Origin of the sequence: Lacrimispora xylanisolvens (assembly GCF_002934545.1) — a bacterium.
In the GTDB taxonomy this organism is placed as follows: Bacteria; Bacillota; Clostridia; order Lachnospirales; family Lachnospiraceae; genus Lacrimispora; species Lacrimispora xylanisolvens.
In genome coordinates, this window is the sequence record NZ_PTJA01000003.1 from 414,933 (window position 1) to 438,817 (window position 23,885).

Annotated in this window: 17 protein-coding genes and 1 pseudogene; all 18 read left to right on the forward strand. The window is 42.1% G+C overall.

Annotation, left to right across the window (positions count from 1 at the left end; genetic code table 11):
- Positions 1-87: 87 nt before the first annotated feature.
- The 18 genes and pseudogenes from BXY41_RS07525 to BXY41_RS07615 all read left to right on the forward strand — a co-directional run bounded on the left by BXY41_RS07525 (position 88) and on the right by BXY41_RS07615 (position 23,878).
- A complete protein-coding gene (locus BXY41_RS07525) occupies positions 88-1,479 on the forward strand; it encodes a phage baseplate assembly protein V (RefSeq protein ID WP_104436204.1) in 1,392 nt (463 codons plus the stop codon).
- Positions 1,480-1,493: 14 nt separating this feature from the next.
- Positions 1,494-2,774, forward strand: coding sequence for a hypothetical protein (locus tag BXY41_RS07530; RefSeq protein WP_104436205.1), 1,281 nt, complete (start codon positions 1,494-1,496; stop codon positions 2,772-2,774).
- 16 nt (positions 2,775-2,790) lie between these two features.
- Positions 2,791-3,366: a hypothetical protein gene (locus BXY41_RS07535; protein WP_104436206.1), complete on the forward strand. Its 576-nt coding sequence runs from the start codon at positions 2,791-2,793 to the stop codon at positions 3,364-3,366.
- A gap of 34 nt (positions 3,367-3,400) precedes the next feature.
- A complete protein-coding gene (locus BXY41_RS07540) occupies positions 3,401-3,940 on the forward strand; it encodes a hypothetical protein (RefSeq protein ID WP_104436207.1) in 540 nt (179 codons plus the stop codon).
- A 23-nt stretch (positions 3,941-3,963) separates the two neighbouring features.
- A complete protein-coding gene (locus BXY41_RS07545; RefSeq protein WP_104436208.1) occupies positions 3,964-4,542 on the forward strand; it encodes a hypothetical protein in 579 nt (192 codons plus the stop codon).
- A gap of 12 nt (positions 4,543-4,554) precedes the next feature.
- Entirely contained in the window at positions 4,555-5,946 is a 1,392-nt protein-coding gene (locus tag BXY41_RS07550; protein WP_104436209.1) for a hypothetical protein, read from the forward strand.
- A 19-nt stretch (positions 5,947-5,965) separates the two neighbouring features.
- Positions 5,966-6,868 (forward strand): hypothetical protein, encoded by a 903-nt coding sequence (locus BXY41_RS07555; protein WP_104436210.1) that lies wholly within the window; start codon positions 5,966-5,968, stop codon positions 6,866-6,868.
- Between the two features lie 179 nt (positions 6,869-7,047).
- The gene (locus BXY41_RS07560; protein WP_170072255.1) at positions 7,048-7,512 is read left to right on the forward strand and encodes a CHAP domain-containing protein; all 465 of its coding nucleotides are present in this window, start codon (positions 7,048-7,050) and stop codon (positions 7,510-7,512) included.
- 199 nt (positions 7,513-7,711) lie between these two features.
- A pseudogene (gene hisE / locus BXY41_RS27465) lies at positions 7,712-7,942 on the forward strand (phosphoribosyl-ATP diphosphatase); the annotation flags it as partial.
- A gap of 578 nt (positions 7,943-8,520) precedes the next feature.
- Complete coding sequence (locus BXY41_RS07575) at positions 8,521-10,059, forward strand: S8 family peptidase (RefSeq protein ID WP_104436213.1); 1,539 nt, start codon at positions 8,521-8,523, stop codon at positions 10,057-10,059.
- 830 nt (positions 10,060-10,889) lie between these two features.
- Positions 10,890-12,707: a glycoside hydrolase family 125 protein gene (locus BXY41_RS07580; protein WP_104436214.1), complete on the forward strand. Its 1,818-nt coding sequence runs from the start codon at positions 10,890-10,892 to the stop codon at positions 12,705-12,707.
- Positions 12,694-14,859 carry a glycoside hydrolase family 65 protein gene (locus BXY41_RS07585; RefSeq protein WP_104436215.1) on the forward strand — a complete coding sequence of 722 codons (2,166 nt, stop codon included), beginning with the start codon at positions 12,694-12,696 and terminating at the stop codon, positions 14,857-14,859. Before BXY41_RS07580 ends, BXY41_RS07585 begins: the two co-directional genes overlap by 14 nt.
- 16 nt (positions 14,860-14,875) lie before the next feature.
- On the forward strand, positions 14,876-15,880 hold the full coding sequence (locus BXY41_RS07590; RefSeq protein ID WP_104436216.1) for a LacI family DNA-binding transcriptional regulator: 1,005 nt from the start codon (positions 14,876-14,878) through the stop codon (positions 15,878-15,880).
- Between the two features lie 52 nt (positions 15,881-15,932).
- Entirely contained in the window at positions 15,933-17,207 is a 1,275-nt protein-coding gene (locus BXY41_RS07595; protein ID WP_242980081.1) for an ABC transporter substrate-binding protein, read from the forward strand.
- Positions 17,208-17,238: 31 nt separating this feature from the next.
- Positions 17,239-18,156, forward strand: a complete 918-nt coding sequence (locus BXY41_RS07600; RefSeq protein ID WP_104436217.1) for a carbohydrate ABC transporter permease — start codon at positions 17,239-17,241, stop codon at positions 18,154-18,156.
- Positions 18,146-18,970, forward strand: a complete 825-nt coding sequence (locus tag BXY41_RS07605) for a carbohydrate ABC transporter permease (RefSeq protein WP_104436218.1) — start codon at positions 18,146-18,148, stop codon at positions 18,968-18,970. Before BXY41_RS07600 ends, BXY41_RS07605 begins: the two co-directional genes overlap by 11 nt.
- Entirely contained in the window at positions 18,967-20,577 is a 1,611-nt protein-coding gene (locus tag BXY41_RS07610; protein WP_104436219.1) for a glycoside hydrolase family 31 protein, read from the forward strand. The genes BXY41_RS07605 and BXY41_RS07610 overlap by 4 nt, the downstream gene beginning before the upstream one ends.
- A 61-nt stretch (positions 20,578-20,638) precedes the next feature.
- Positions 20,639-23,878 carry a TIM-barrel domain-containing protein gene (locus BXY41_RS07615; RefSeq protein ID WP_242980092.1) on the forward strand — a complete coding sequence of 1,080 codons (3,240 nt, stop codon included), beginning with the start codon at positions 20,639-20,641 and terminating at the stop codon, positions 23,876-23,878.
- Positions 23,879-23,885: the final 7 nt, after the last annotated feature.

Consider the following 23,885-nt stretch of genomic DNA (forward strand, 5'->3'; position numbering starts at 1 on the left):
TCAGTCTCGATTTTGCAGAGAGTATATTGAGAAGAAATGCTGTAGGAATCGGATTACAGGAAGTTATATTAAGCGAAGGGGGAAAATATGAGAGCAGAAAAAATTGAAGTAGAACCATTCAATGAAATGAGAGTGATAGATTATCAAAGTATCAAACAGGTAAACGAGCATGCCAATGTTAAAATTACAGGAGCTATACCAATAGCCAGGCTGGATGAGTATATTAAAACTGCCAGAAATATTAAAACTGTAAAAATTACTGCATCAGAATTGAATGGTGAATGTTATACTTTATTGTTTGGGTATTTAACCATATTTGACATTAAGGTAGAAAATGGTGTTGCAGTTATGACTCTTGAAGTAAAGACAGGTACATGCTTGATGGAAAGATCGGCCCATACAAGAACATTTCAGGATACTTTAATTACTTATCGTACAGTTTTAGAGACCTGCAATAATTTCTATGACAATGGCAATATGATCATGACCTGTGGAAAAGAAAGTCCGATACCGGAATTCATTATGCAGTATAAAGAAACTGACTGGACTTTTATAAAGCGGCTTGCGTCTTATCTTCATACAGTAGTAGTGCCTGATACCCAGACAGGTGGAGTAAAATACTATTTTGGTCTGCCAAAGTGGAAAAAAAGAACAATGACTCAGACTGTTTCCTATAAAATATGCAGAGATCTGGCGGAGTTTGAGAAAAAGAAACTACAGGCAATTTATATCGATGAAGAAGAAAGCGGATATTATGAGGTAGAAAGCAGAGAAATTTATGAAATTGGCGCCTGTGTAGATTTTTTAGAAAAAGAATTATTTATTTATCGCATAGAATCATCTATGAAAGGACAGGAATTATACCATACATATTTTCTAAAATCCCAAAAGGCACTAATGCAGGAAAGAAGATTTAATAAGCAGATAATAGGAGCTGCATTAAGGGGTAGTGTTAAATCAGTGAAGGACGATATGGTTCAGATCAGTGTATCAGAGGATGAAAACAGAGAATCCACCGGTTATAAATGGTTTCCCTTTTCTACTGTTTATTCGTCACCGGATGGAACTGGTTGGTATTGTATGCCAGAGTGCGGCGACACTGTTCATTTACGCTTTCCGTCAGAGAGAGCTTCTGATGCTTATGTAAGCAGTGCGGTGCATGAATATAGTGATGAAAGGACGATGCCGGAAAAAAAGATATTCAAAAATAGACAGGGTAAGGAAATTTGCCTGGCTCCAGACTACATACTTCTTACAAATAATTGTGGAATATCTGTTGAATTGTCAGATGGAAAAGGAATACGAATGAAGAGTAATTATTCTGTGTTGCTGGAGGCGGGCGAAAGAATTTCTGTAACCAGCAAAACAGCGGATATAGTTATGAATGCTTCTTCAAAACTCCGTTTAAAGCAAGGGGATTCAGCAATTAATATAAGCGATGGTATATCAATGGAAGGCATGCATGTTCGCCTTCATTAGGAGAAGGGAGAATTATGGAGTTAAGGATCAACCAATATTTAGTAACAAATATAGAAATACCGTTGAGTAAAGTCATTGGGTTAACTGCTAAATGGGAAGTAAATGAACATGGCTGCTTAAGACTAAAAGGAGAAATTCCCTATGAAGCAGCATTGAAAAGTCCAAATCAACTTTTTCTGAAATCGCCCATTGAATTGAAAATAAATTGGCAGGGAGAAGAAAAGGTACTATTTAATGGATTAGTGAAGAATTATGAAATTACATTTGAAGGTAGATCAGCTCAGATCTGTGTAGAAGGAATAACAGCAACGTGGAAATTAGATATTGAAAGAAAAAAGAGATCCTTTCAGGATACGGAGATGACATATGCTGATATTTCTAAAGAAATAGCGGTTAAACAAGGGGCTAATATAATTATAACATGTGGGAATAGCATGAAAATATTAAAACCACTCATTCAATACATGGAAACAGATTGGGAGTTTGTAAAACGGATTGCCAGTCACTTAGGTAAATCTGTGATCAGCGATCTGCTTACAGGGAAACCGGCGTTTTGGTTAGGGATGCGACAGGGAATAGAGATACCAATATTTTTTAAGAACTCTTATGAGATGATGATAGAGCTTGAATCAAGTCAACAAAGTTATATCGTAAAAAGCAAAGAGGTTTATCAGATTGGAGACAAAACGGTATTTCAGGGCAAAACATTGGTTATCTATAAAAGAATAATAGAATTTGACCGGGGAGAGATGCTGTTTACCTATACGCTTAGTGAGGAATCTGCCATTAGGCAGAATGTAATATACAATGAAGACTTAACCGGCCGGGAGCTATATGGAATAGTAGAACAGGTTGTCGGGGAGAATGTGGCTGTTCAATTGGAGATAGATGGTGATGAAAAGAATGGAGCCTATTTGTACCCATGGAGGCCAGAGACAGGGAATATGATGTATGCAATGCCTGAAAAGGGGAGTCCTGTACTTTTGACTATGCCATCTTATGATGAACGAGAGGCAGTGGTTAAGGTATGTCTGCATAGGGACGGGGCAGAAAATAATTATGGAAAACATTATCAAAATCGAATAATGCAAACTTCTGATAGTGCAAAGATAAAGCTTTATCCCTGTATACTGGAGATGTCAAAAAAAGAAAATAAATTGGTATTAGAAGATGAAGCAGGAATATATATCGGAAGCGGAAAAAAGATTGAAATAGAAGCAAAAGAGAAGGTGCGGTTAAAGGCAGAAAGAATTGATTTAAAAGCATCGGATGAGATAAAGGGAATCATAGGATAAAAAAGGAGGTTTAAGCTTGCCATACTTCGATGAAGCAGTTTTGGAAATGAGACAGAACCAAAAGGAACAGAAACATACAACATTGGATACCGGAATTTATGTAAACAAGAAATTGATCGAGTTCAAAACAGAATATTTGTTTCGTAATCAGGTAGATATTATGCTGCCGATTACATTTATTGATATGCCGTCTGCTATCGCAGCGGTAAAATACCCTTCCGAATTCAGACCGCAGATTATAAAGACAAGTCTGGATGGCACCATTAATTTTACATTTAATCTTTTTGATATACCGGGAGGAGAACCTGAGAGAATAAATGAAATTGCGAACCAGTTCCAGGCAGTTTTAAAGCAGGTAAATTCTTCAGTAAAAATATTGGAGGTCTTCGAAGAAAAACAAAAAGAACAGTATTTTAAAATGTTTTCCTATAAAAGCTCAGGTATTGATGTACAGATATATAATCTGGTATGCATGACTTCTATAAAAAATAAAATTCTACAGGAGACATTTAACTGTTTATTTGATGAAGCTGATGATTGGAAAGATATAGCAAAAAGTATCTTTTTGACAACGAAAGAACATTTTTTATAGATTAGGCAAATCTTAATAAAGGAGGGGCTGGTGCATGAAGGAGGCTCAAGATAACAAAAGAATGGAATACTCAGACCACAATGAGGAAGATATGCGCATAGAGAAAATGATGCGTGAGATTGAGGGTATGGATCAAAGTAAAATCTATAAAGAGTTTCTGGTAGATGGGGCTTTGGTGGCGTGTCAATATGGAAAAAAAGTAATAAAGCTAAAGAAGGGTTCATCAAGCTTTACCTATGTAGGATGCGATGAAGTGCTGACAGATAAAGACAGACCAACAGGAACCTGTGGAGTATGCCATGCTCCGCAAATTTTTGGAAATCCGGGGCTTGAAAAAAAGCAGAAGGTTATTCCAGCCAATGAGAGTATCAGTGGAAAGCAGATCTCTGATTATGGCCCGGAATGTATGATGGAATTATCACAGGTGTGGCAAGGAACAGAGAAAGAGATGTTGGTTTGGGATATCGGGGATCAAACGTATCACAGCATTCCTACTAATGAATCATTTTTAGTATGTAAGTATGGAGGCGGCTGTATATATCCAATTGATTCAGGTCAGAAAATAGAAAATTAAATTAGTAGAAGAAAGAAAAAGGGATGAATGACATAGAAAAATTGAGGGAGTATGCAACTCCGTTATGGGAAAAGCGATTGGAAGAGAAACAAAACCAGGTGGAAGCGTTTTTTCAAAAACATCAAGAGGAGATTATCAGGGATTTTTGCAATAGCATCATTGAAAATCTCCTGTCTGATACCGCTTATAAGCAAGAGGAAGGAGAACAGGAAGAAGTTTTATTTCTTGGAATCAGTTATCTTCATAGCAGTCTGGTTACGGGAACTTATGAGTATGAAATAAATTTGTTTAATCAATTGTTGTTTGCAGATGAGAAAAGGAAAAGTATGTATTGGCATCTGTATTTTCTATATCAGAATATAGAAGAAGACGAGGCTTTTTTGCAGAAAGAGCTTAGAAAAAGGTTTGTTCGGGTTGAATCTCATGAAGTAGAAGTGTTGAGAAGACTTTTCATTTCTTATTATTGGAGAGTTGGTCTGAAGTATTTTAAGGTATTAGGAGACGCGCTGATAAAAGATCTGGAAGTGAAGAAATGGGCAGGAGAGAGGCAGTTTGTCATTTTATATGGTGAGCATATGGGGGAGTTAGAAGAAATCCTATAGGAGTGAGGCAGAATGGGAAAAACATATTTTAATTTAGTGGATCAGCTTAATTTTAATGGAGAGGCAATCAAGATAAAAGGGAATGCAAAGCAGGAATTAAATAAAACAGTAACAAAAGAAGAGAAAATATGGATACCGGGAAATTACAATTCTACATACCAATCGATGCTTGCTTCACAACCTCAGGTTTATAAAGCGGAAAGTATGAATGGAATTTCTACTGAGGTTTATTTGAGTGTCATTAATAGTTCGCCTCAGGTAGGAAAAATAAATATAGAGATGAATGATAATGGAAAATGTGTCATTGGTTTTAGTACAAGTCTGAACAAAGTGACAACTGGCGCACCAAATAAAAAAGCGAAGGAGAAAAATAATTATGAGGAAATTATAGTTTCTGGGTTGCAAGCGGAAGGTAGATTTATATATCAATTTATAGAAGCGGCTTTGCATGATATAAATGTAAGGATTAAGAAAGGGACAAAACCAGATCATATTACATGGCTGGTGTATTATTCAGAATTACTGTATAAAATTGGTGGCAATGATAATCAACATTTTAAAGAAACGGCTAAAAATTTGGGCATAAAAATTCAGCTTATTAAGAAGAATGACGAGCTTATTAATTACATTAATTTTAAAAGCATTTATGGGAAAAGTGAAGGAAGAAAAAAAAATAAAATATCATATATGTCTGTCTTTGGTCATGGACAAACACCATTGTATACTGGTGGAGCAGAGAATCAATTATCATTTGGATATGAAATGAATAAATATTCTAAAACTGGGGAGAATTTGGAATCAATACTTAATTTTAAGCAATCGGATATAGACCGTTTACTATCTGAAGCTTTTGATAATGGTAATATGGAAACTTATTTCTATACATGTAATGCTGGGACTGCAGATAAAAATGGACTTCGTTTTGCCCAACTATGGGCGGATAAGACAATAGGGATTAGCCATGCTTTTCAAAATGCCAGATCGAACTATATATTTATCAACAGTACCATGGATGAAATAAATGCGGCTTTCAATCTCCCTGGTGGTATGCCTGATCCTGCAGTTTCTGATTATATCAACGGACTCAAGGAAATATCAAAAGAGAAGGCAGAGAAAATAGCCAGATATATTACAGGTGAAAAGGGAGCAGAAACAGTGGGAGAAATATTTGACACATCGGAAGAATGGAAGGAAAAGCAAAGTAGAAAAATTGATAGAGAAAGGCTGGATAAGGCGGGTAAGAAATATGGATATGCGGATAAAGGCTCATTGCAGTATCCTATGGTTAACAATAGAGGAGATGATTGGAAAATCATTGTAGGGACATGGGGAGAACCACGGGGATTCTTAACATACACTTATACAGTGACCGGTATAATGGATATCTGTAGTAGCAAAATATAAAAAAATAGGGGAGAAATGAATGAAAAGGATAATAAAGAATGGAATTTATGTATTTTTATTAGCAATGATTTTAATTCTTTTATGTTCTGTGGGAAATAAAATCCGTGAGGCAAATTCTCTTCCAATTGCATTACCGGCAATAGAAATGAGATATGCAAAAAGAATGGTGAAGAGGGATGAATGTTATATTATTCAGGTCACTAATCCAGAAAAAATGGAAGGACAATATTTTTATGAGGAAGATGGAGAAAAAAAACCTATAGCATTATTGGGAAAAGATCCAAGACAAGAATTGTCTTACATATTTATGGGTTCAGAGCAGAATAAGTTTTTGGTAAAGGGTTATGTAATTAAAGATTTTTCAGAATATGTAGATCAGATTGTTTTTTACGTAGAAGACTGGGAGATAATAAAGCCAGTAAAAAGGGATTATGGATATAAGGAGTATCGCCCGGAACAAAGGTTTTATTATCCTAAGGATTGTCTGGATGAGTATGATTTAATCAATGGAGATTATCATCCAACAGTTTATTATGATATTTTTATGGAGAACTCTGAGGGTAATTATTATCTTAAAAAGGATGGCTATTATAAAATAGAACCAAGATGGAACGGTAAATCTCTGGAATGGTATTTGATAGAGGATGAAAAGAAGATACCCATAGATTTAAAAGGAAATTTACCAGAATATTCTTTTGATACAATTTTAAAAAATATACATTCCTATGAATATGAAGAATATAATAACTATTTTATAGTTAAAGGAAAATTGAGTAAAAATGAAAAAAACGTCTTGGAAATATATAAATGGTGGTTGGAGATTCCATTTTCATACAATGATACAAATTTTGACGGAAAAAGTTCCTGCTACGGATTCAATCATTCAGATTTAGAACAGGGTGTTTATAAAAGATATCGTTAAAGATAAATTTGTATAAGAATGAAAGTTATATTATTCAGGTCAAAAATCCAGAAAAAATGGAAGGACACCGTGCTTTGTAGTATAGCTTCTTACTAGTTATTTTACATCACAGAGTGGTAATTGAAAAACTTTCATGACTATTTGTACCGCGCTCGAAGGTACGCGGAATGGAGATTAATATGAAAAAAATAAGGATACTTGTTTTAATCGGTTATTTTTATACAAAATCATATGGCAAACATTTTAGTGATGATGGTTACTACTATGGACGCAGTTGGCAGTGTGTAGAATTTATAAAGCGATTCTATTATGAAGCAAAGGGGCATAAAATGCCTGATTTATATGGTAATGCAAAAGACTACTTTTCGTATAGTACGAAACAGGGAGAGATGAATGTGCAAAGAGAATTACTCCAATATTATAATGGAGGAAATGTCGCTCCGAAAGAAGATGATCTGATCGTGTTTACAGATACGAAATATGGACATGTTGCTATAATAACTGAGGTTACGGAAAACGACATCGAAGTTATACAGCAAAATGTGTATGGAAAGCCACGTCAGAGATTTAGCATGACTAACAAAGATGGATGTTATTATGTTGGTACAGACAAAAAACCTGCTGGGTGGCTACGGACAGAATAAATTAACTTTTTAACAGAGGGGTGGGCCTTGGTCCATTTTTAATTCAAAGATAAAGAGGGAGTTTATACTTGAAATTACAAATCCATACAAAAATCTAATTTTTTATTACAAGAACCAGAAGATAATAGAACTACTTTAAAGTATAAAATCTATAATGATGGCATACCTTAATCAGGAGAACACACTGATTTGATACTCCCGAAAGGAAAATCCAAAGCAAGTCTCCTATAACAACAACTTTTTGATAAAGGTATTGATAAGTAAAAAAAAAGCTAGAGGAAGAAGCGACGGAGATTATTTTCGCTGCAAAAAAATCCAATTCTGAAGAAATGAAATATGAGATTTCTGATTTCCTTTATCATATGATGGTTCTTATGGCGCAAAGGGTGTAACATGGGAAGATATGAACAGGAAACTGGCGAATCGTTAGTAAGGAATCATTTAGAAAATTATACTTTATGTTGCTAAAGGTAAATGGTACCGTGGCAGGTTAGCCTGTTAAGGTACCATTTACCTGTTTTGATTTTGTTGATCGTAACATTATCTGAGTCCTATCGTTGCAAATTAAAATATCGTGGAAGTCTTCTAGCCCCAATCCCCTAGAATCCTTGTAGGATCGATAATTAAGAAGATAATAACCGCTTCTACAAGGCTAAAATTAGAATAAATAAATTGTTTAATTAGACTGAAAACAGGCTCAATTAAAATGTATTGTAACAAGAGTTCACCGTATTTAACATTTATAAAATCTCCAATATTGAATTCAAAATTATTCATATCTTAAAATTCTACATTATACCGATACCCACATTAGGATAAATATCTTCGCAACATGTTGAATCGGAAAGAGAAAATTTGCGGCCTACCGATGTGTAGGCAATTCCAGGGTACCCAACCAACCGCTGCTTCATAGACCTTAAAGAAACGTTTCAAGTTTACAAATATGATTAATTTTTCTTTCTTATTATTGAATTTGCAAATTCAAAAAATAATAGAAGGAGAATTATTATGGAATTTAATTATTGGAGCAATGGAAAAAAAATAACCTTAAAAAAATCTGAATCATATCGGGCATCTAAAGATAATGGTTATATGGAAAGTAAATACAAATCTTTAACCTCTAACCTAAAACCTAAAATGACTGATTTAAAAAATGGTATTATATTAGAGACAATAAGTCAAGTTTCTAAAACTACTTCATTTTCAAGCAAAAATCAGCAAGAAGATGATTTTCTGGTATTAGAAGCAGAAGATAAAACACCAATGATACTTACAAATCAGTTTATTATCCAGTTTGAACCAGATGTAACAAGAGAAGAAATTAATAAAATTAATGATTCTAATAATGTTAAAATTATCGAAAATATTAATTGGGAGGAGAATTCTTATCTTGTGGAAACCACAGAAGGTAAAGCAGTAAGTGCATTGGAGATGGCAAATACTTATCATGAAAGTGATAAGGTAATATATGCACAACCTAATTTTGTTCGGTTGCTAAAGCCTATGGCAGCAATAAGTAATGATACATATGTAAACAAGCAGTGGGCTCTTAACAATACTGGGCAAACTGGAGGAATTGCGGGCGAAGACATCCATATTTCAGAAGCATGGGAAATTACGAAAGGAAATAAAGATATTATTATTGCTATCATTGATGAAGGTGTGGATTACAAACATGAAGATTTAAATGTATCGGATAAACTGGTAACCGGGTATGATGCTTGTTACAAGCGTAACGATCCAACTCCTAAAAGTGCTGATGCCCATGGAACTGCTTGTGCAGGCATAGCGGCCGCAAAAAGTAATAATAATAAAGGAATCGCCGGCGTGGCTCCGGAATGTAAAATAATGGGGATAAGAATTGCATATGGAGTTATGGAAGGAGGCGAAAGATTATGGGTTACTGATGATGCAAAAATTGCAGATGGAATTATTAAATCTGTGGACAGAGGAGCGGATGTCCTTAGTAACAGCTGGGGAGGCGGAGAAGACAGCCAAACAATTACAAATGCAATAAATTATGCCAAACGAAATGGCCGAAACGGAAAAGGCTGCGTTGTTTGTTTTGCAGCTGGCAATGATAATGGCAGTGTTTCTTTTCCTGGTAGTCTAAATAATGTTATAACTGTTGCAGCATGTAATGAGTATGGAGAAAGAAAAAGTAAGACAAGTAAAGACGGCGAATATTGGTGGGGTAGTAATTATGGTCCGGAAGTTGATGTAGCAGCCCCGGGTGTTCATATTTTCACAACTGATATTATGAAAAAGGACGGCTATAGTTCTAATAATTACGTAGAAGATTTTAACGGTACGTCTGCAGCGACCCCGCATGTTGCAGGAGTTGCAGCACTTGTGCTTTCCGTTGCTCCAGAACTAAAAGCAAGTGAAGTCGAAGAAATAATCCGAAATACTGCAGATGACATTGGCGCTAAAGGTTTTGATAATTATACCGGTCATGGGAGAATCAATGCATTTAAAGCTGTTTCAAAAGCATATGAAATGCATATGCATGACCTGGCAGGAGCTGATGACGGTCTATCATCTTGAGGATCAGAGCCGTAGGAGTGCAGCAGATGTACCGTATGGTCAAGATTGAACGGTAAGTGTTTCCAAGTGACGGAACTTTATTAAAGTGTTTGTATTTTTATATATTTAAAGCCACTAAGATATGGTCAATGCCAATACGTAACTGGGACCGGAAGAATACATGCCCTGGGATCTGCAGATTCAGAAACTATGTCGAAAGAGCCAACCTTTCATCATAATGGAAGGTTGGCTCTTTCAAAATACACAATTGAACTAATATTTATAAATCCAATCTGATTTTTCCAGCAATTCTTCTTTTAACTTTTCATTTTTACTATAGAAACTATAAAAGCCAAGACTTTACTGCCAGCATAATTTTGCAATTTAATTTTAAATCCGTTTTTTAATTATTTAGATAGTGTTGCAATAGACTTATCAATTTATAGATGGACCCTAGGGATGACTTCGTAATGATGTTGCCTATGAAGATTTTGCTCTGTTGGTTTGGATGTATGATAGGATTTCTCACGAGTATGGATCTATCCTAATCCCATGACTGTTCGATCTTGTTCTAAACGTGCGGTTTTTATGATAGATTTATAAAACCAACAAAGAGGAGTCACATTTCAGGCAGAGAAGTGGATATGTCCAAAAACTTAAAGGATAGAATTACGCAGAATATGCTTTGTAAGAGAATATGTTGCTATTCAGGAATGTATTAATTGAGAAAAAATTACTAAAATGCATTGACAAAAAATGGAAACGCAGTATATAATTACTATACAATAGCAATGTAAAATTTTTTTACTAACTACTTAAACGTTTCAGTGAAAATCAGGGAGGTGTTTTTTATGCAAGATTGCTATATACCTACGGGGAACGAATTTGTCAGCCTGCCGACCTTGAACCAGGCCACAGCGTCCATAGAAAGTTTTACGGTGCTGCATATGGGTTACAAAGGGATGCTGGCTTTTTGTGGCGGTGAAAGCAAACCTCTTATGCGGCCGTTTGTGCAGGCGGAGGAAGGAGACCTGCTCTGTGATTTGAAATGGAAGCGGGAATGTGACTGGATTCCCAGGTTTGAATCGGAGAAGGACGGCATTTGTACCGAGGGAATTTTTCTGGCGCCCATTGGTCAGAAGGCTTTTGCCATACGCTTGACCATCACGAATCATTCCGGTAAAGATCGGGAGATTTCCTGTGGCTTCAGCGGGGCTTGGGGAAAAGTGACTCACAGCGTTAACGAGGATAAGACGGTTGTGGGGCAGAGAACGATATACAGCTCCGTCTGGAATGACGGCCCAATCTTTGATTTGTCCATTGGAATGCCGGTTATGGCATTTGCACCCATGGCGGCTTTGCCTGTGAAATGGGAATTTGAACAGGGAGAGGAAATATCCTACAAGGGGACCCATGATTGCCGGTTAAAATCCGGTGAATCGGCGGTGCTTGAAATTTTCTGGGGAGTGGGTTTTGAAGAGGTTTCTGCGGCCACGGCGGCTAAGGAGCTTTTGCGGCAGAGCTTTGATGCGGTTTATGAGGAAACTCTGTGCTGGCTTCGTAAGCGACGGAAAACTGTGGGCATGCCGGATGTGGATTCCCTGTTAAACAGAAACCTGTTTTTCAATTTCTTTTTTGCCACGGGTATGACCATGGATACGGAGGAAGTGGTTATGGTCACTTCCAGAAGCCCCAGATATTACGTCAGCGCAGCCTATTGGGACAGGGACAGCCTGCTGTGGAGCTTTCCTTCCATACTGAAGGCAGATCCGCAGTATGCAAAGGAACTTCTGGATTACGTATTTACCCGTCAGATGAAACAAATTGGCATTCACAGCCGCTACATAGACGGGACAGTGCTGGAACCGGGCTTTGAACTGGATGAACTGTGTGCTCCCATAATGGCTCTTAGCCGTTATGTTAATGCTACAGGAGAGACTGCTTGTTTGCAGGAAAGCCACATTGAGCGAGGAGTAAGAAAAATCCTATCGATTTTAAAGACCAAGCGAAGTGAAGCACTTCATCTGTATGAAACCTTTTTACAGCCAACAGACGATATGCGGGTTTATCCCTATGGCACATATGACAATGTTCTGACCTGGCGTTGTCTGCGGGATTTAGAAAAACTGTACCGGAATTTATGGTCTACTGAAACGCTTAAGTGGCTGAAAGAGGAAGCTTCAGATTTGTTTCATGCCATTTGCACCCATTGCATTAAGGAGTATCAGGGAAAAAGGATATTTGTCTGGTCCGTTGATGAAAAAGGAAACTGGAATGTATATGACGAACCGCCGGGAAGCTTGGAGATTTTGCCCTTTTTAGGTTTTTGTACCAGGGAAGACCCCGTTTGGCAGAACACAGTTGAGATCCTGCGGAGTACGGATTATGCATATTCTTTTGCGGGAAAGCCTTTTTCCGATATTGGCTGTCCCCATGCGCCCCATCCCTGGATACTGAGTGTTGCCAACGGGCTGATCAGCGGCAGGAAGGAAGCGTCTTTAGATTTTCTGCGCAGGGTTTCCATGGACAATGAAATTGCCTGTGAAAGTGTGGATGAAATGACCGGTGAATGTACCACGGGAGCAGCATTTGCAACCTGTGCCGGATTTTTGGCTTATTGCTTAATGGAAGGGCTAAGTGAGGGAGGTGTGGAACATGATTCAATATGAGCCATGGAAGATAAGCTGTGAGGGAAGAGAGAACCCAAAGCTTTTGGAAAACATATTCAGCCAGGCAAACGGTTATCTGGGTTCCCGCTGTGCCTTTTACATAGATGGAGCAAAAAACCACGAGCGTTGCAATTATCTGGCAGGAGGCTTTGAATATATCAGTCCCGGTGTTACGGATATGGTGAATTTGCCGGATCTGTTTCACTTTCAGCTTTTCCTGGGGACCGGGGATTACTTATCCTTTTCCCAATCCCTGGATATGCATAACGGCCTTTTTGAAAGAAGGTCGGTGTGGAAAGATCAGGAAGGAAGAGAGACACAAATCAACATTTCCCGTTTTATCAGCATGGATAACAAACACGTGTCGGCTCTTTCTCTGGAGGTTACGGCCTTAAACTACAGCGGAGATGTGACAGTTATCATGGGGATAGACGGTAATACCGTGAACCTGCCTGTAGATGACGACCAGACCAAGGAAAACTTGGATACCGTGTCCTTGCTCTCTGTTTCAGAAACGGAGACTGGAGAGAATTACTGTTTTTTAAAGGCTGACAGCAAAGCATCCGGCCGCCTGCAGGTAGCCATTACTGCCCGCATGGTTCAGAGCAAGGGCACGGCTAAGGACGCTTCGGTGACTGGCTGCCCTGCGAAAGAACTGAACTTTCCTCTGGCAGAAGGGGAAATGGTGAGGATCGAAAAGATACTGTATACGGAAGCAGTTATTAAAGATCCGGAAGCAGCTTCCGAGGGTTCGCAGACACTTCCTAAAGTTGGGCAGGACTTATATCCCCACGTTATCAACCATTCCTTTGAAGAGTTGCTAAAGAACAGCGAGGTTGCCTGGAGATCCCACTGGGAGCAGGCTGATATACAGGTCACCCAAAAAGGAAACGGGAGTTTTGTTCAGTCCGCTCTGCGGTACAACATATTTCAGCTTATTCAGAATTGCCCTTACGGCAATTCCACAGTCAGTATTGGTGCAAGGGGTCTGACCCATGGACGGTATAAGGGCTGCTGCTTCTGGGATACGGATATTTTCCTGCTTCCATTTTATCTGTTCACGGATCCGCAGGCTGCAAGAGATTTGATCCTGTTTCGCCTAAACACCCTGCCTGATGCAAAGAAGAACGCTAAGGCACTGAACCTGCCGGGAGCAAGATATCCATGGATGTGCTCCATAGGCGGTATAGAACAATGCCAAAGCTGGGACATCGGGCGCTGTGAGATTCACATTACCGCAGACGTGGCCTATGCTGTTGAAAATTACTTAGAGTTTTCAGGAGATGAAACTTTAATGCGCCGGTCGGCACAGCTGTATGTGGAAACCGCCAGGTATTGGGCCGGAAGATTTTCCTATGACCAAAGAAAAGACGTTTATAACCTGCTTTTTGTTAAGGGCCCCGATGAATACTGCGGCGTTTCGGGAAACAATGCCTATACAGTACTTCTTGCCCGCAATAATTTTAAGCTGGCATTGGAGGCGGTCCAGAGAAAGGAAGCAGAAGCCGGCGCTGAGGAAATGAAAAAATGGCAGGACATCATAGAAAAAAGCCAGGTGGAATATGATTCTGACAGGTATTTATACATACAGGATGACAATTTCCTCCGGCTGGAAGAATTTCCCGGGAAAAAGGCCGAGGACGGAAGTGCATCTTACCATCAGTACGATTTCGACTGGCTCCAAAGGTATCAGGTGATAAAGCAGGCGGATTTGGTACTGCTCATGGTCTTAAAGCCGGAATTGTTTACAGCACAGCAGAAAACGGCTATATGGGACTTTTACGAACCGCTTACACTTCATGATTCCAGCTTAAGCTTTGGGATTCATGCCTGGGCGGCTGCTTATTTAGGCCTGGAGCAGAAGTCTTGTGATTATTTTGACAAAAGCCTGTTTCTGGATCTGGAAGACCGGATGAAGAATACAGGACGGGAAGGTATTCATTTGGCAGCAGTAGGCGCTACCTGGCAGGCAGTGGTTTTTGGTTTCGCGGGACTGTCGCTGGGAAAGGACGGCAAGCCAAAGCTGTCTCCCAGGCTTCCAAAGGACTGGGAACATTTATCGTTTCACTTTTTTATAAAAGGAAAGCGGTATCTGGCAGTCATTGACGAAAAAGGCGGAAGAATAGAAACAGAAGAAAAGAAAAAGGGATAAAAAGGAAGGTGGTTTTATGAAGCGTCCCGGTTTAAAGGATGTGGCTGAATTGGCGGGGGTTTCCATTGCAACGGTGTCTTATGTGATTAATAATACGCCCTCCCAAAGCTTAAGCGCTGAAACGATTAAGCGGGTAAACGACGCCATAAGGGAACTGGGTTATATTCCAAATCTGGCTGCACGGACCCTGGTGAACAACAAAAGTAACTTATTAGGAGTGCTGATTCCCCAGACGGAATCAGGAAAGGAATTAATGTTTTCCAATCCCTTTTACGGGGATTTCATGTCGGCGGCAGAGTATACCGCCCGTAAAAGCGGTTATCACATTATGATATCCGGTGCTGAATCCGGTCGGACTTATGCGGAGGTGGCCAGAACCAGGGGATTAGATGGAGTGATCGTAGTGGGAATGAATGATGACGAAGAATGCCGCCAATTGAAAAATTTAAACATCCCTGTGGTACTGGTGGACAGTTACTGCGAAGCATCCGGCTTCCACAGGGTCAGCGTGGACGATTTGCAGGGCGGGTACATGGCTACGAAGTACCTGTTGGAAAAGGGAATAAGAAAAATTGCACACGTGACCGGGCATGTTAACGATAGTGGGGTGAATTTCCTGCGTTATAAAGGGTATGAAAAGGCCCTGCAAGAGTACGGAATGAGTGCAGCGAAGTCCCTGCTGCTGTCGGGAGAGGTGTCCTTTGAATACGGCTGTGAGATGGGAGAATATCTGGCGGGACTGGACGAACGGCCTGAGGGGGTGTTTGTTTGTGCGGACATTCTGGCGCTTGGTTTATGTATTGGACTGCGGGAGAAGGGCGTAAGTGTTCCAAAGGATATTTCCGTCATAGGTTTTGACGATTCCCTCCTTTCCAAGGCCTGTGATCCGCCTCTTACCACCATACATCAGGATGTGGCGGCAAAAGGCGCAGAAGCGGTGAAGCTTCTGATCAATGAGAACCACACATTACAAAACAGGGTATTTCCATTAACTTTGGTAGAAAGAGGATCGGTGCGATGATCCTTGTGCGAAAACGAAGCAATATCCATTCATTCTATTAGGGAGGCAGTTTATGATGATGAAGGTAACAAAAAGATGTATATGGTGGGTAAGTGCAATGGTATGTGCATCAGTGTTGCTCTCCGGTTGCAATTCCAATACTGCAGAAAAGCCCGCTTCCGGAGAAAACGTTACAATTCGGCTGGATCAGTTTTCCGGCAACGGTGAGTCTGAGGAAGCACTGAAAAAGATGATTGCAAAATTCAATGAGCAGCATCCGGACGTCACGGTGGAACTGCAAAGCTTTGGCTATGACGACTATTTCACTCAGCTGCAGTCCAAGGTCGTCGGCGGCAGTGCGGCGGACGTATTTGAACTGAATTTTGAGAATTTCGTAGCCTATGCATCGGAAGACGTGCTTCTGGACGTGGGCGGTTTAATGGGGGATTCTTCCGGCTTTAATCAAACCGCTTTGAAAGCCTTTCAGTACAAGGGAAAGCAGCTTGGAATTCCAAATTCCTTCTCTAACGTGGTGCTCATTTACAACAAGGACTTATTTGACAAGGCAGGAGCTGCATATCCCACCGATGACTGGACCTGGGCGGAGATGTTAGAGGCTGCAAAGAAAGTCCGCGCCCTTTCCCAGGACACCTACGGTTTGTACCGTCCCATAAGCTTCCATGAATTTTACAAAGGGGTGAAGCAGAATGGCGGAAACTTATTAAGCGAGGATGGCAAGAAATTTACGGTCAATTTACCGCAAAATGTGGAAACACTGAAAATTATGTCCGGTTGGGTGAAGGACAGCAATATTATGCCCTCAGATGCACAAATGGGTGGTATGGGCGATTGGGATTTGTTTAAATCAGGACGTCTTGGTATGATTATAACCGGAATCTGGGCGTTCGGTGACTTTGCGGATAACTGCAATTTTGCCTGGGACGTAGCAATGGAACCGGGCAATACGACAAAAGCCACTCACTTTTTCTCAAATGCGTACGTGGTAAACAAAGAAACCGCCAATCCTGAGGCCGCCGCCGCTTTGGCTGCTTTCCTGTCAGGAAGTAAGGAAGCAGCGCAGATCCGCGTGGATTCAAGCTGGGAGCTGCCCCCTGTTACCTATTCAGACGTATTGGATTTCTATTTAAAAGTCACTCCGCCGGAGAATCGGGAAGCTGTGTTTAAATCTCTGGACTATCTGGTAACACCTCCGGTGGTAAAACAGCAGTCTGAAATGCAGGAGATTATCACAAAGCACTTAAACAACGCCATTTCCGGGAACGTTTCCGCTAAAGATGCACTGGATGCGTGTCAGGCGGAGCTGGAACAAAAGATCAACTTGGAGTGACGTTTATTGTGCCTGACAGGAGGGAACTGAAATGTATAAAAAACAGGGGATAAAGGCCTTTCTCTTTCTTTTGCCCAGTTTAGCCGGCCTTGTATTGTTTAATCTGATTCCGATTTTTGTCTCGCTGATGCTTAGCTTCACCGATTGGTCGGGCATGAGCAGGGTAAGGCTGTTCCACGGGTTTTTCCAATTTGTCGGCGACAAGTTCGTAGGAGTATCCAATTATTCCCAGCTTGTCAAAGATTCTGAATTCTGGGCGGTTTTGAGACATAATGCCTATTTCATTCTGCTGTACCTTCCGCTGGTTCTGCTGTTTTCCTTACTGGTTGCCCTTATCATTCAGCAGAAGAGCCGCATTGCCCCGGTTTACCGGATGCTTTATTACATACCGGTGCTGACCAGCTGGGTGGCGGGAGCACTGATCTGGAAATGGATGCTGAGTCCGGAGTACGGACCAATTAACAATGTCCTTGCAAGCCTGGGGATTAAGGGGCCTTTATGGCTCCAAAGCGAGGTATGGGCAATGCCTTCCATAGTCCTGGCCAGTGTATGGAAGGATATGGGATTTTACGGAATGATTCTGCTTAGCGGTCTTTTGGCTATAAATCCGGAGTACTACGAGGCAGCTGACATTGACGGGGCGGGATATTTCCATAAGTTCAAATGCATTACCCTGCCTCTGCTGTCACCGATTTTGTTCTATGTTATCATGCTGTCCCTGATCAATGCCTTTCAGCTTTTCCCCCAGATCATGGTCATGACCAAGAACGGCGATGCAGGGCCCAATGGGGCCACCATGGTTATGGTGGAGCGGATTTACAAATACGCCTTTAAGTTTGGCCGAATGGGCTATGCAGCGGCCTGGTCCTGGGTGTTGTTTGTTATTATTTTTGCCTTTACCGCATTGCAGAACGTGCTGCAAAGAAAGTGGGTATATTATGATACGTAAAGCGGTACCAGGAGTCTTATACCATTTAACGGCTGTTTTGCTATCGGTTGTGACTTTGCTTCCATTTTTCTGGATGCTGTCTACTTCGTTTAAGGACTACGGTGCGATCATGGCTCTGCCCATCCAGTGGATACCCCGAAATCCGACTTTAAAGAATTTCTCGGATTTATTCAGCAAAGAGGGATTGACCGTTTCCATATTTAATTCCCTTGTGGTATCCATCAGCTCCGTAGTCGTGACGATTATAAGCTCTTCCATGGCGGCCTTTGCCTTTGCAAAACTGGATTTTAGAGGGAAAAACGCTGTTTTTCTTTTTTACCTTGCAACCATGATGATTCCTTCGCAGGTGCTGTTCATTCCCCTTTACTTACTGATGGGAGAGCTGAAACTGGTGGATAGCCTTGGGGCTTTGGTGCTGCCAAGCGTGTTCAAGGTGTTTGCCGTGTTTATGCTGCGCCAGCGCATGATGACGATTCCTAGCGTCTATTTAGAAGCGCCAGCCATTGACGGCGCGGGAGTTTTTACTGTTTTTGTACGGATCATTTGCCCCATGTGCAAGTCCAGTCTGGCCACTTTGGCAATTATATGCTTTATGGACGCATGGAATGACTATCTTTTGCCGTTGGTCATGCTGACCACAAAGACAAAGTTTACCCTGCCAATTATTTTAAGCTCCTTAAACGGACAGTACAAAAGTGAATACAACTTACTCATGGCGGGAGCCCTGGTTTCCATGCTTCCGATTCTGGTGGTTTATGCTTTTGCACAAAAGTATTTTGCAGCAGGATTACAGGTAGGAGGTGTGAAAGGATGAAATATTTACTTGCCGGTCAGTCTGTTTACGGATTTGGAGAACGGTTTGACGCATTGAATCAGGAGGGCCTTGCCCGGGAAAACCACGTATATGAAACCTTTACCAATCAGGGGGCTTCCACCTATCTGCCCATTCCCTTTGCTTTAACAGACGGGGGCGGCGGACTTTACGTGGATACACTGGAAAAGTTTACGGTTGTTACGGAAAAAACCGATGAAGGGATTGTCTTTACCCTTCCGGACCAATACGAAGTGCGGACATTTATGGGGAAGCCTTTAGAGGTTCTGAAAGAATTTACTAAACTCACGGGACGGCCCAGGATGCCACCGGACTGGGCCTTTGGCCTTTTCATGTCTGCTAACCGCTGGGATCGTCAGGAGGTGGTGGAGGAAATGGTGGAAGAGGCTATCAGGCAGGGGATGAAGCCCTCTGTGGTGGTGATTGAAGCCTGGAGTGATGAAGCTACCTTTTACCGCTTTGACAAAGAGCGTTTTCCAGATCCGGAAAAAATGATCCGGGATCTTCACGATAAGGGAATCCGCCTTATTCTCTGGCAGGTTCCGGTTTTGAAAAAGCTGGAGCCGGGGAGAACTTGTCCGGAGCACGAGGCAGACTGCGCCGAAGCGGTCCAAAAGGGCTTTGTTGTCACCAATGCCGATGGCTCCCCCTATCTGATACCGGAAGGACGCTGGTTCGGCGGTTCCATGATACCGGATTTCAGCAATCCGGCGGCCTGTGACTGGTGGTTTGGAAAACGGCAATATCTACTTGACATGGGAGTGGACGGCTTTAAGACCGACGGCGGAGAGTTTGTATATGACGATGACGCCCGCTTCTTTGACGGGCGGATCGGAAGCCAAATGAAAAATGGTTATTCCATGGTTTACACTAAGGCGTATACAGACTTTATAGGAGATGAGAGGATTCTCTTTTCCAGGGCCGGCTACACAGGTGCCCAGACTACGCCGATTCACTGGGCCGGGGACCAGCAGTCCACCTGGGCTGAACTTCGCCATGTGGTGACGGCGGGCTTAAACGCGGGTTTGTCGGGTCTGGTTTTCTGGGGCTTTGACCTTGCAGGCTTTGCAGGAAAATTGCCTTCCGCCGAATTATACCTGCGATCCTTCTGTCTGGCCTGCTTTGCCCCGGTCATGCAGTGGCACTCAGAACCGGCTTCCGGCCAGTTTTCCGAACTTCTGGCCGCTGCGGAAGAAAAAATCAACGACAGAAGCCCGTGGAACATGGCCAGGGTAACCGGCCGGCCGGAGATCCTTGACATTTGCCGCAGGTACACAAAGGAAAGGGAGCGGCTGCTGCCTTATATTCTTAAGGAAGCAAAGGTAAGCGCAGATACGGGCCGCCCTCTCATGGCTGCACTGGTGATTGACTGGCCGGAGGATAAGGAAGCCTGTGCGGTGGACAATGAGTATATGTTCGGCTCCCGGCTTTTAGTGGCACCGGTATTAGAGGAAGGAGTGATAGGAAGGCAGGTGTATCTGCCAAAAGGAAACTGGATTAATTATTGGACAGGGGAACAGACAGTGGGTCCATGCCGTTTGTACAAAGAATGTCGGGAAGGAGAAATATTGGTCTGGTATTTGAACTAGGTCGACCAAAAAAGAAACCATTTCACTGGGAACTAACACTTATGCTAAATGGAGGGGTAATATGAGTAAAAAGCTTATGGCGGTTTTACTGAGTATATGTTGTATTTTGCTTCAGGTGTCAACAGCCTTTGCACTGGAAGGAACGTGGCACGATCCTTATGGGTTAAATGATATTTATGAAATAGAACCTACGGAGCGATCACCAAGGAATCCGGCCGCAGGCCAGTCTGTGCGGATACACAGCACCACCTGGCCTGTGGAATTCGGACAAAAGGTTTGGATTTCCTACACTGTCAATGGTATCAAAAAGACGGATGTAGGGGCTGGCTGGTCTTATAACAGCGAAAATAATTCATACTGGGAGGCGAATTTAGGTTCCTTTGCAAAAGGGGATGTTGTGCAGTATACGGTTCATGCAGACGCAAACGACAAAAACGCCAAAACCATTGGTCCCTTTACCTTTCACGTGACTGACTGGGAAAAGGTTAAATCCGTGTCTTTGAATTCCGATCATAACGGGACTGTGATTTTTGATGTGAAGGCTGATACGGGGAATTTCTCGCCCAAGCTGGCTCTTAGCTTTACGGACGAGGAAACAGTTCGTTTTCAGCTATCGCCAAGGGGAGACGGGAAATTTGCCTCCGGTATTTCCGGCTACACAGTAACAGAAGATGCTGAAAAAGTAGAAATAAAAACCGGAAAGCTGCGGCTCACCGTCACAAAGAATCCATATGCTTTGGAGGTATACAGCTGCGAACAAAACAGGGTTTTGACCTCTAACGGAGGAACGGGCAAGGAGATGTCCTGGCTGACCGACGGAAAAGACGTGATCGGGCAGTTCCGGGATGGGTATCTTTCTCCTTCCGATGAGCGTTTCTACGGTTTCGGAGAGCGTTACAACGGTACGGAAAAACGGGGGGATGTAGTGGAAACCTACGTTTATAACCAGTATCAGAATCAGGGAAACAAGACCTATCTGGCGGTTCCATTTTTCGTTACCAGCAAAGGCTACGGAATTTATTTGAATACTACCTGTTATTCCAGGTTCGATATGGCTGCCGCCAATAAGGACCGGTATGTGTTTGAAGCGGACACGGAACAGGTGGATTCCCCCTTGTTGGATTACTATCTGATCAGTGCAGATACACCTGCGAAAGTGGTGGGAAAATATAATGCAATTTCCGGTATGCCCCAGGAGCTTCCCAAATGGGCCTTTGGCCTATGGATGTCTGCCAATGAATGGGACACCCAGTCAGAAGCGCTGGGAGCGATGAAACAGTCTAAAAATAACGACATTCCTGCCACGGTTTTGGTGCTGGAGCAGTGGAGCGATGAAAATACCTTTTACGTCTGGAATGATGCTTCCTATACTCCTGTTTCAGGCTCAGCTGCCCTTAAAAATTCGGATTTCACCTATGGGTCCAAATGGCCAAATCCAAAGTCCATGGCAGACACTCTTCACGAAAATGGTTTAAAACTGGTGCTGTGGCAGATTCCTGTTTTAAAATACACACCTTATGCCTATGCGCAGAAAGACAATGATGAGGCTTATATGCTCCAAAAGGGATATGCAGTTTCCGACGGTCATAACGGAGCCTACCGCATACCGGAATCAGGATGGTTCGGAAACAGTCTGCTGCTGGATTTCACCAATCCTGAAGCAGTGGCATGGTGGATGAACAAGCGGGCATACCTTTTCAATGACATTAAGATAGATGGTGTAAAAACAGACGGCGGAGAGATGGTTTGGCGTAAGAATACTTCCTTTCATAACGGCGGCACGAACCTTTCCATGCGAAACGCATATCCCAACGCCTACATAAAGGGCTATAACGACTTTGTTAAGAAAGAAACAGGAGAGGGGATCACCTTCAGCCGGTCTGGAACCTCAGGGGTTCAGACCACAGGGGTCTTTTGGGCAGGAGATCAGGCTTCCAGCTTTTCCGCTTTCCGGGAGGCTCTCAGTGCCGGTTTGAGTGCCGGAATTTCAGGAGTACCTTTCTGGAGCTGGGATCTGGCCGGGTTTACGGGGAATTTCCCTTCTGCAGAGCTTTATAAGCGCAGTACTCAAATGGCTGCTTTTTCTCCGATTATGCAGTTCCACTCTGAGAAATCCAATCCTTCTCCCAGTGAGGAACGCTCTCCCTGGAACGTTCAGAGCCGTACGGGTGACAGCAGTATCATCCCTATGTTCCGCAAATACACCAACACCCGCATGAATTTGCTGCCCTATATTTTCAGTGAGGCGCAAAACAGTGCGCATACGGGAACTCCTATGATGAGGGCCATGTTCTTGGACAATCCGAAGGATACCAATACCTATGATCTGGAAGAGCAGTATATGTTTGGCTCAAGCCTTTTGGTGGCTCCTGTTGTCCAGGAGGGACAGACAGTAAAAAGCGTATACTTACCCGAAGGGGAATGGATTGATTTCTGGTACAACGCCATGACTCCGGGTGGGGTGACGAAAGACTATTATGCAGATGTGAACTCGATTCCGGTCTACGTGAAGTCCGGCAGTATTCTGCCCCTTAATTTAAATAAAAACTATGAAATGGGCGGCTCCATCGGCAATGATATGGAACATTACGAAAACCTTACCTTCCGTATCTATCCGGAAGGAGAAAGCACTTATACGTTATCACACAGTGACCGGAGTACTATGACCGTCCGGGCAGCCGAGAATTTTGCGGCAGGCACGGTTACCGTTGATTTACCGGCCAGCCAGATTCCTATCACTACCCAGATTTTTGGAACCAGACCCCGCGGAGTCAATGGAAATGGTCAGGCATTACAGGAAATGAATACTCTGGATAGCTTTATAAAAGCCCAGAGCGGATACTACTATAGCCAAAACGAAAAGCTTACCTATATCAAAACCCTTCCAGGTTCTGCGGAAAAGATCGAAGTGAAGGTTGTAAACAAGGCCCCTTATGAAGCGGAACACGCATCCCTGAATCATGTTTCAACCAGCTCAGAGAAAAGCGGTTATTATGGGGACGGGTTTGTGGAGCAGTTTGCAGAGAATGGTGACTGGGTGGAATTTGAGGTATATTCAAAAGAAAAACGCACGGCTTCCCTGTCAGTCCGTTACTCTGCGGGAATGGCCGCAGCACAGCGGACGGTAACGGTTAACGGGGAAAAGACCGGAACTTTGGCACTGCCTGCAACTTCTGGCTGGAACACCTGGAATACTGCAGACATTCCCATAAACTTAAACAGTGGCAGAAATACCATACGGATTTCCTATGAAAACGGGGATTTCGTCGGTATTAATCTGGACTGTATTCTGGTTAAATAAGGGGGAG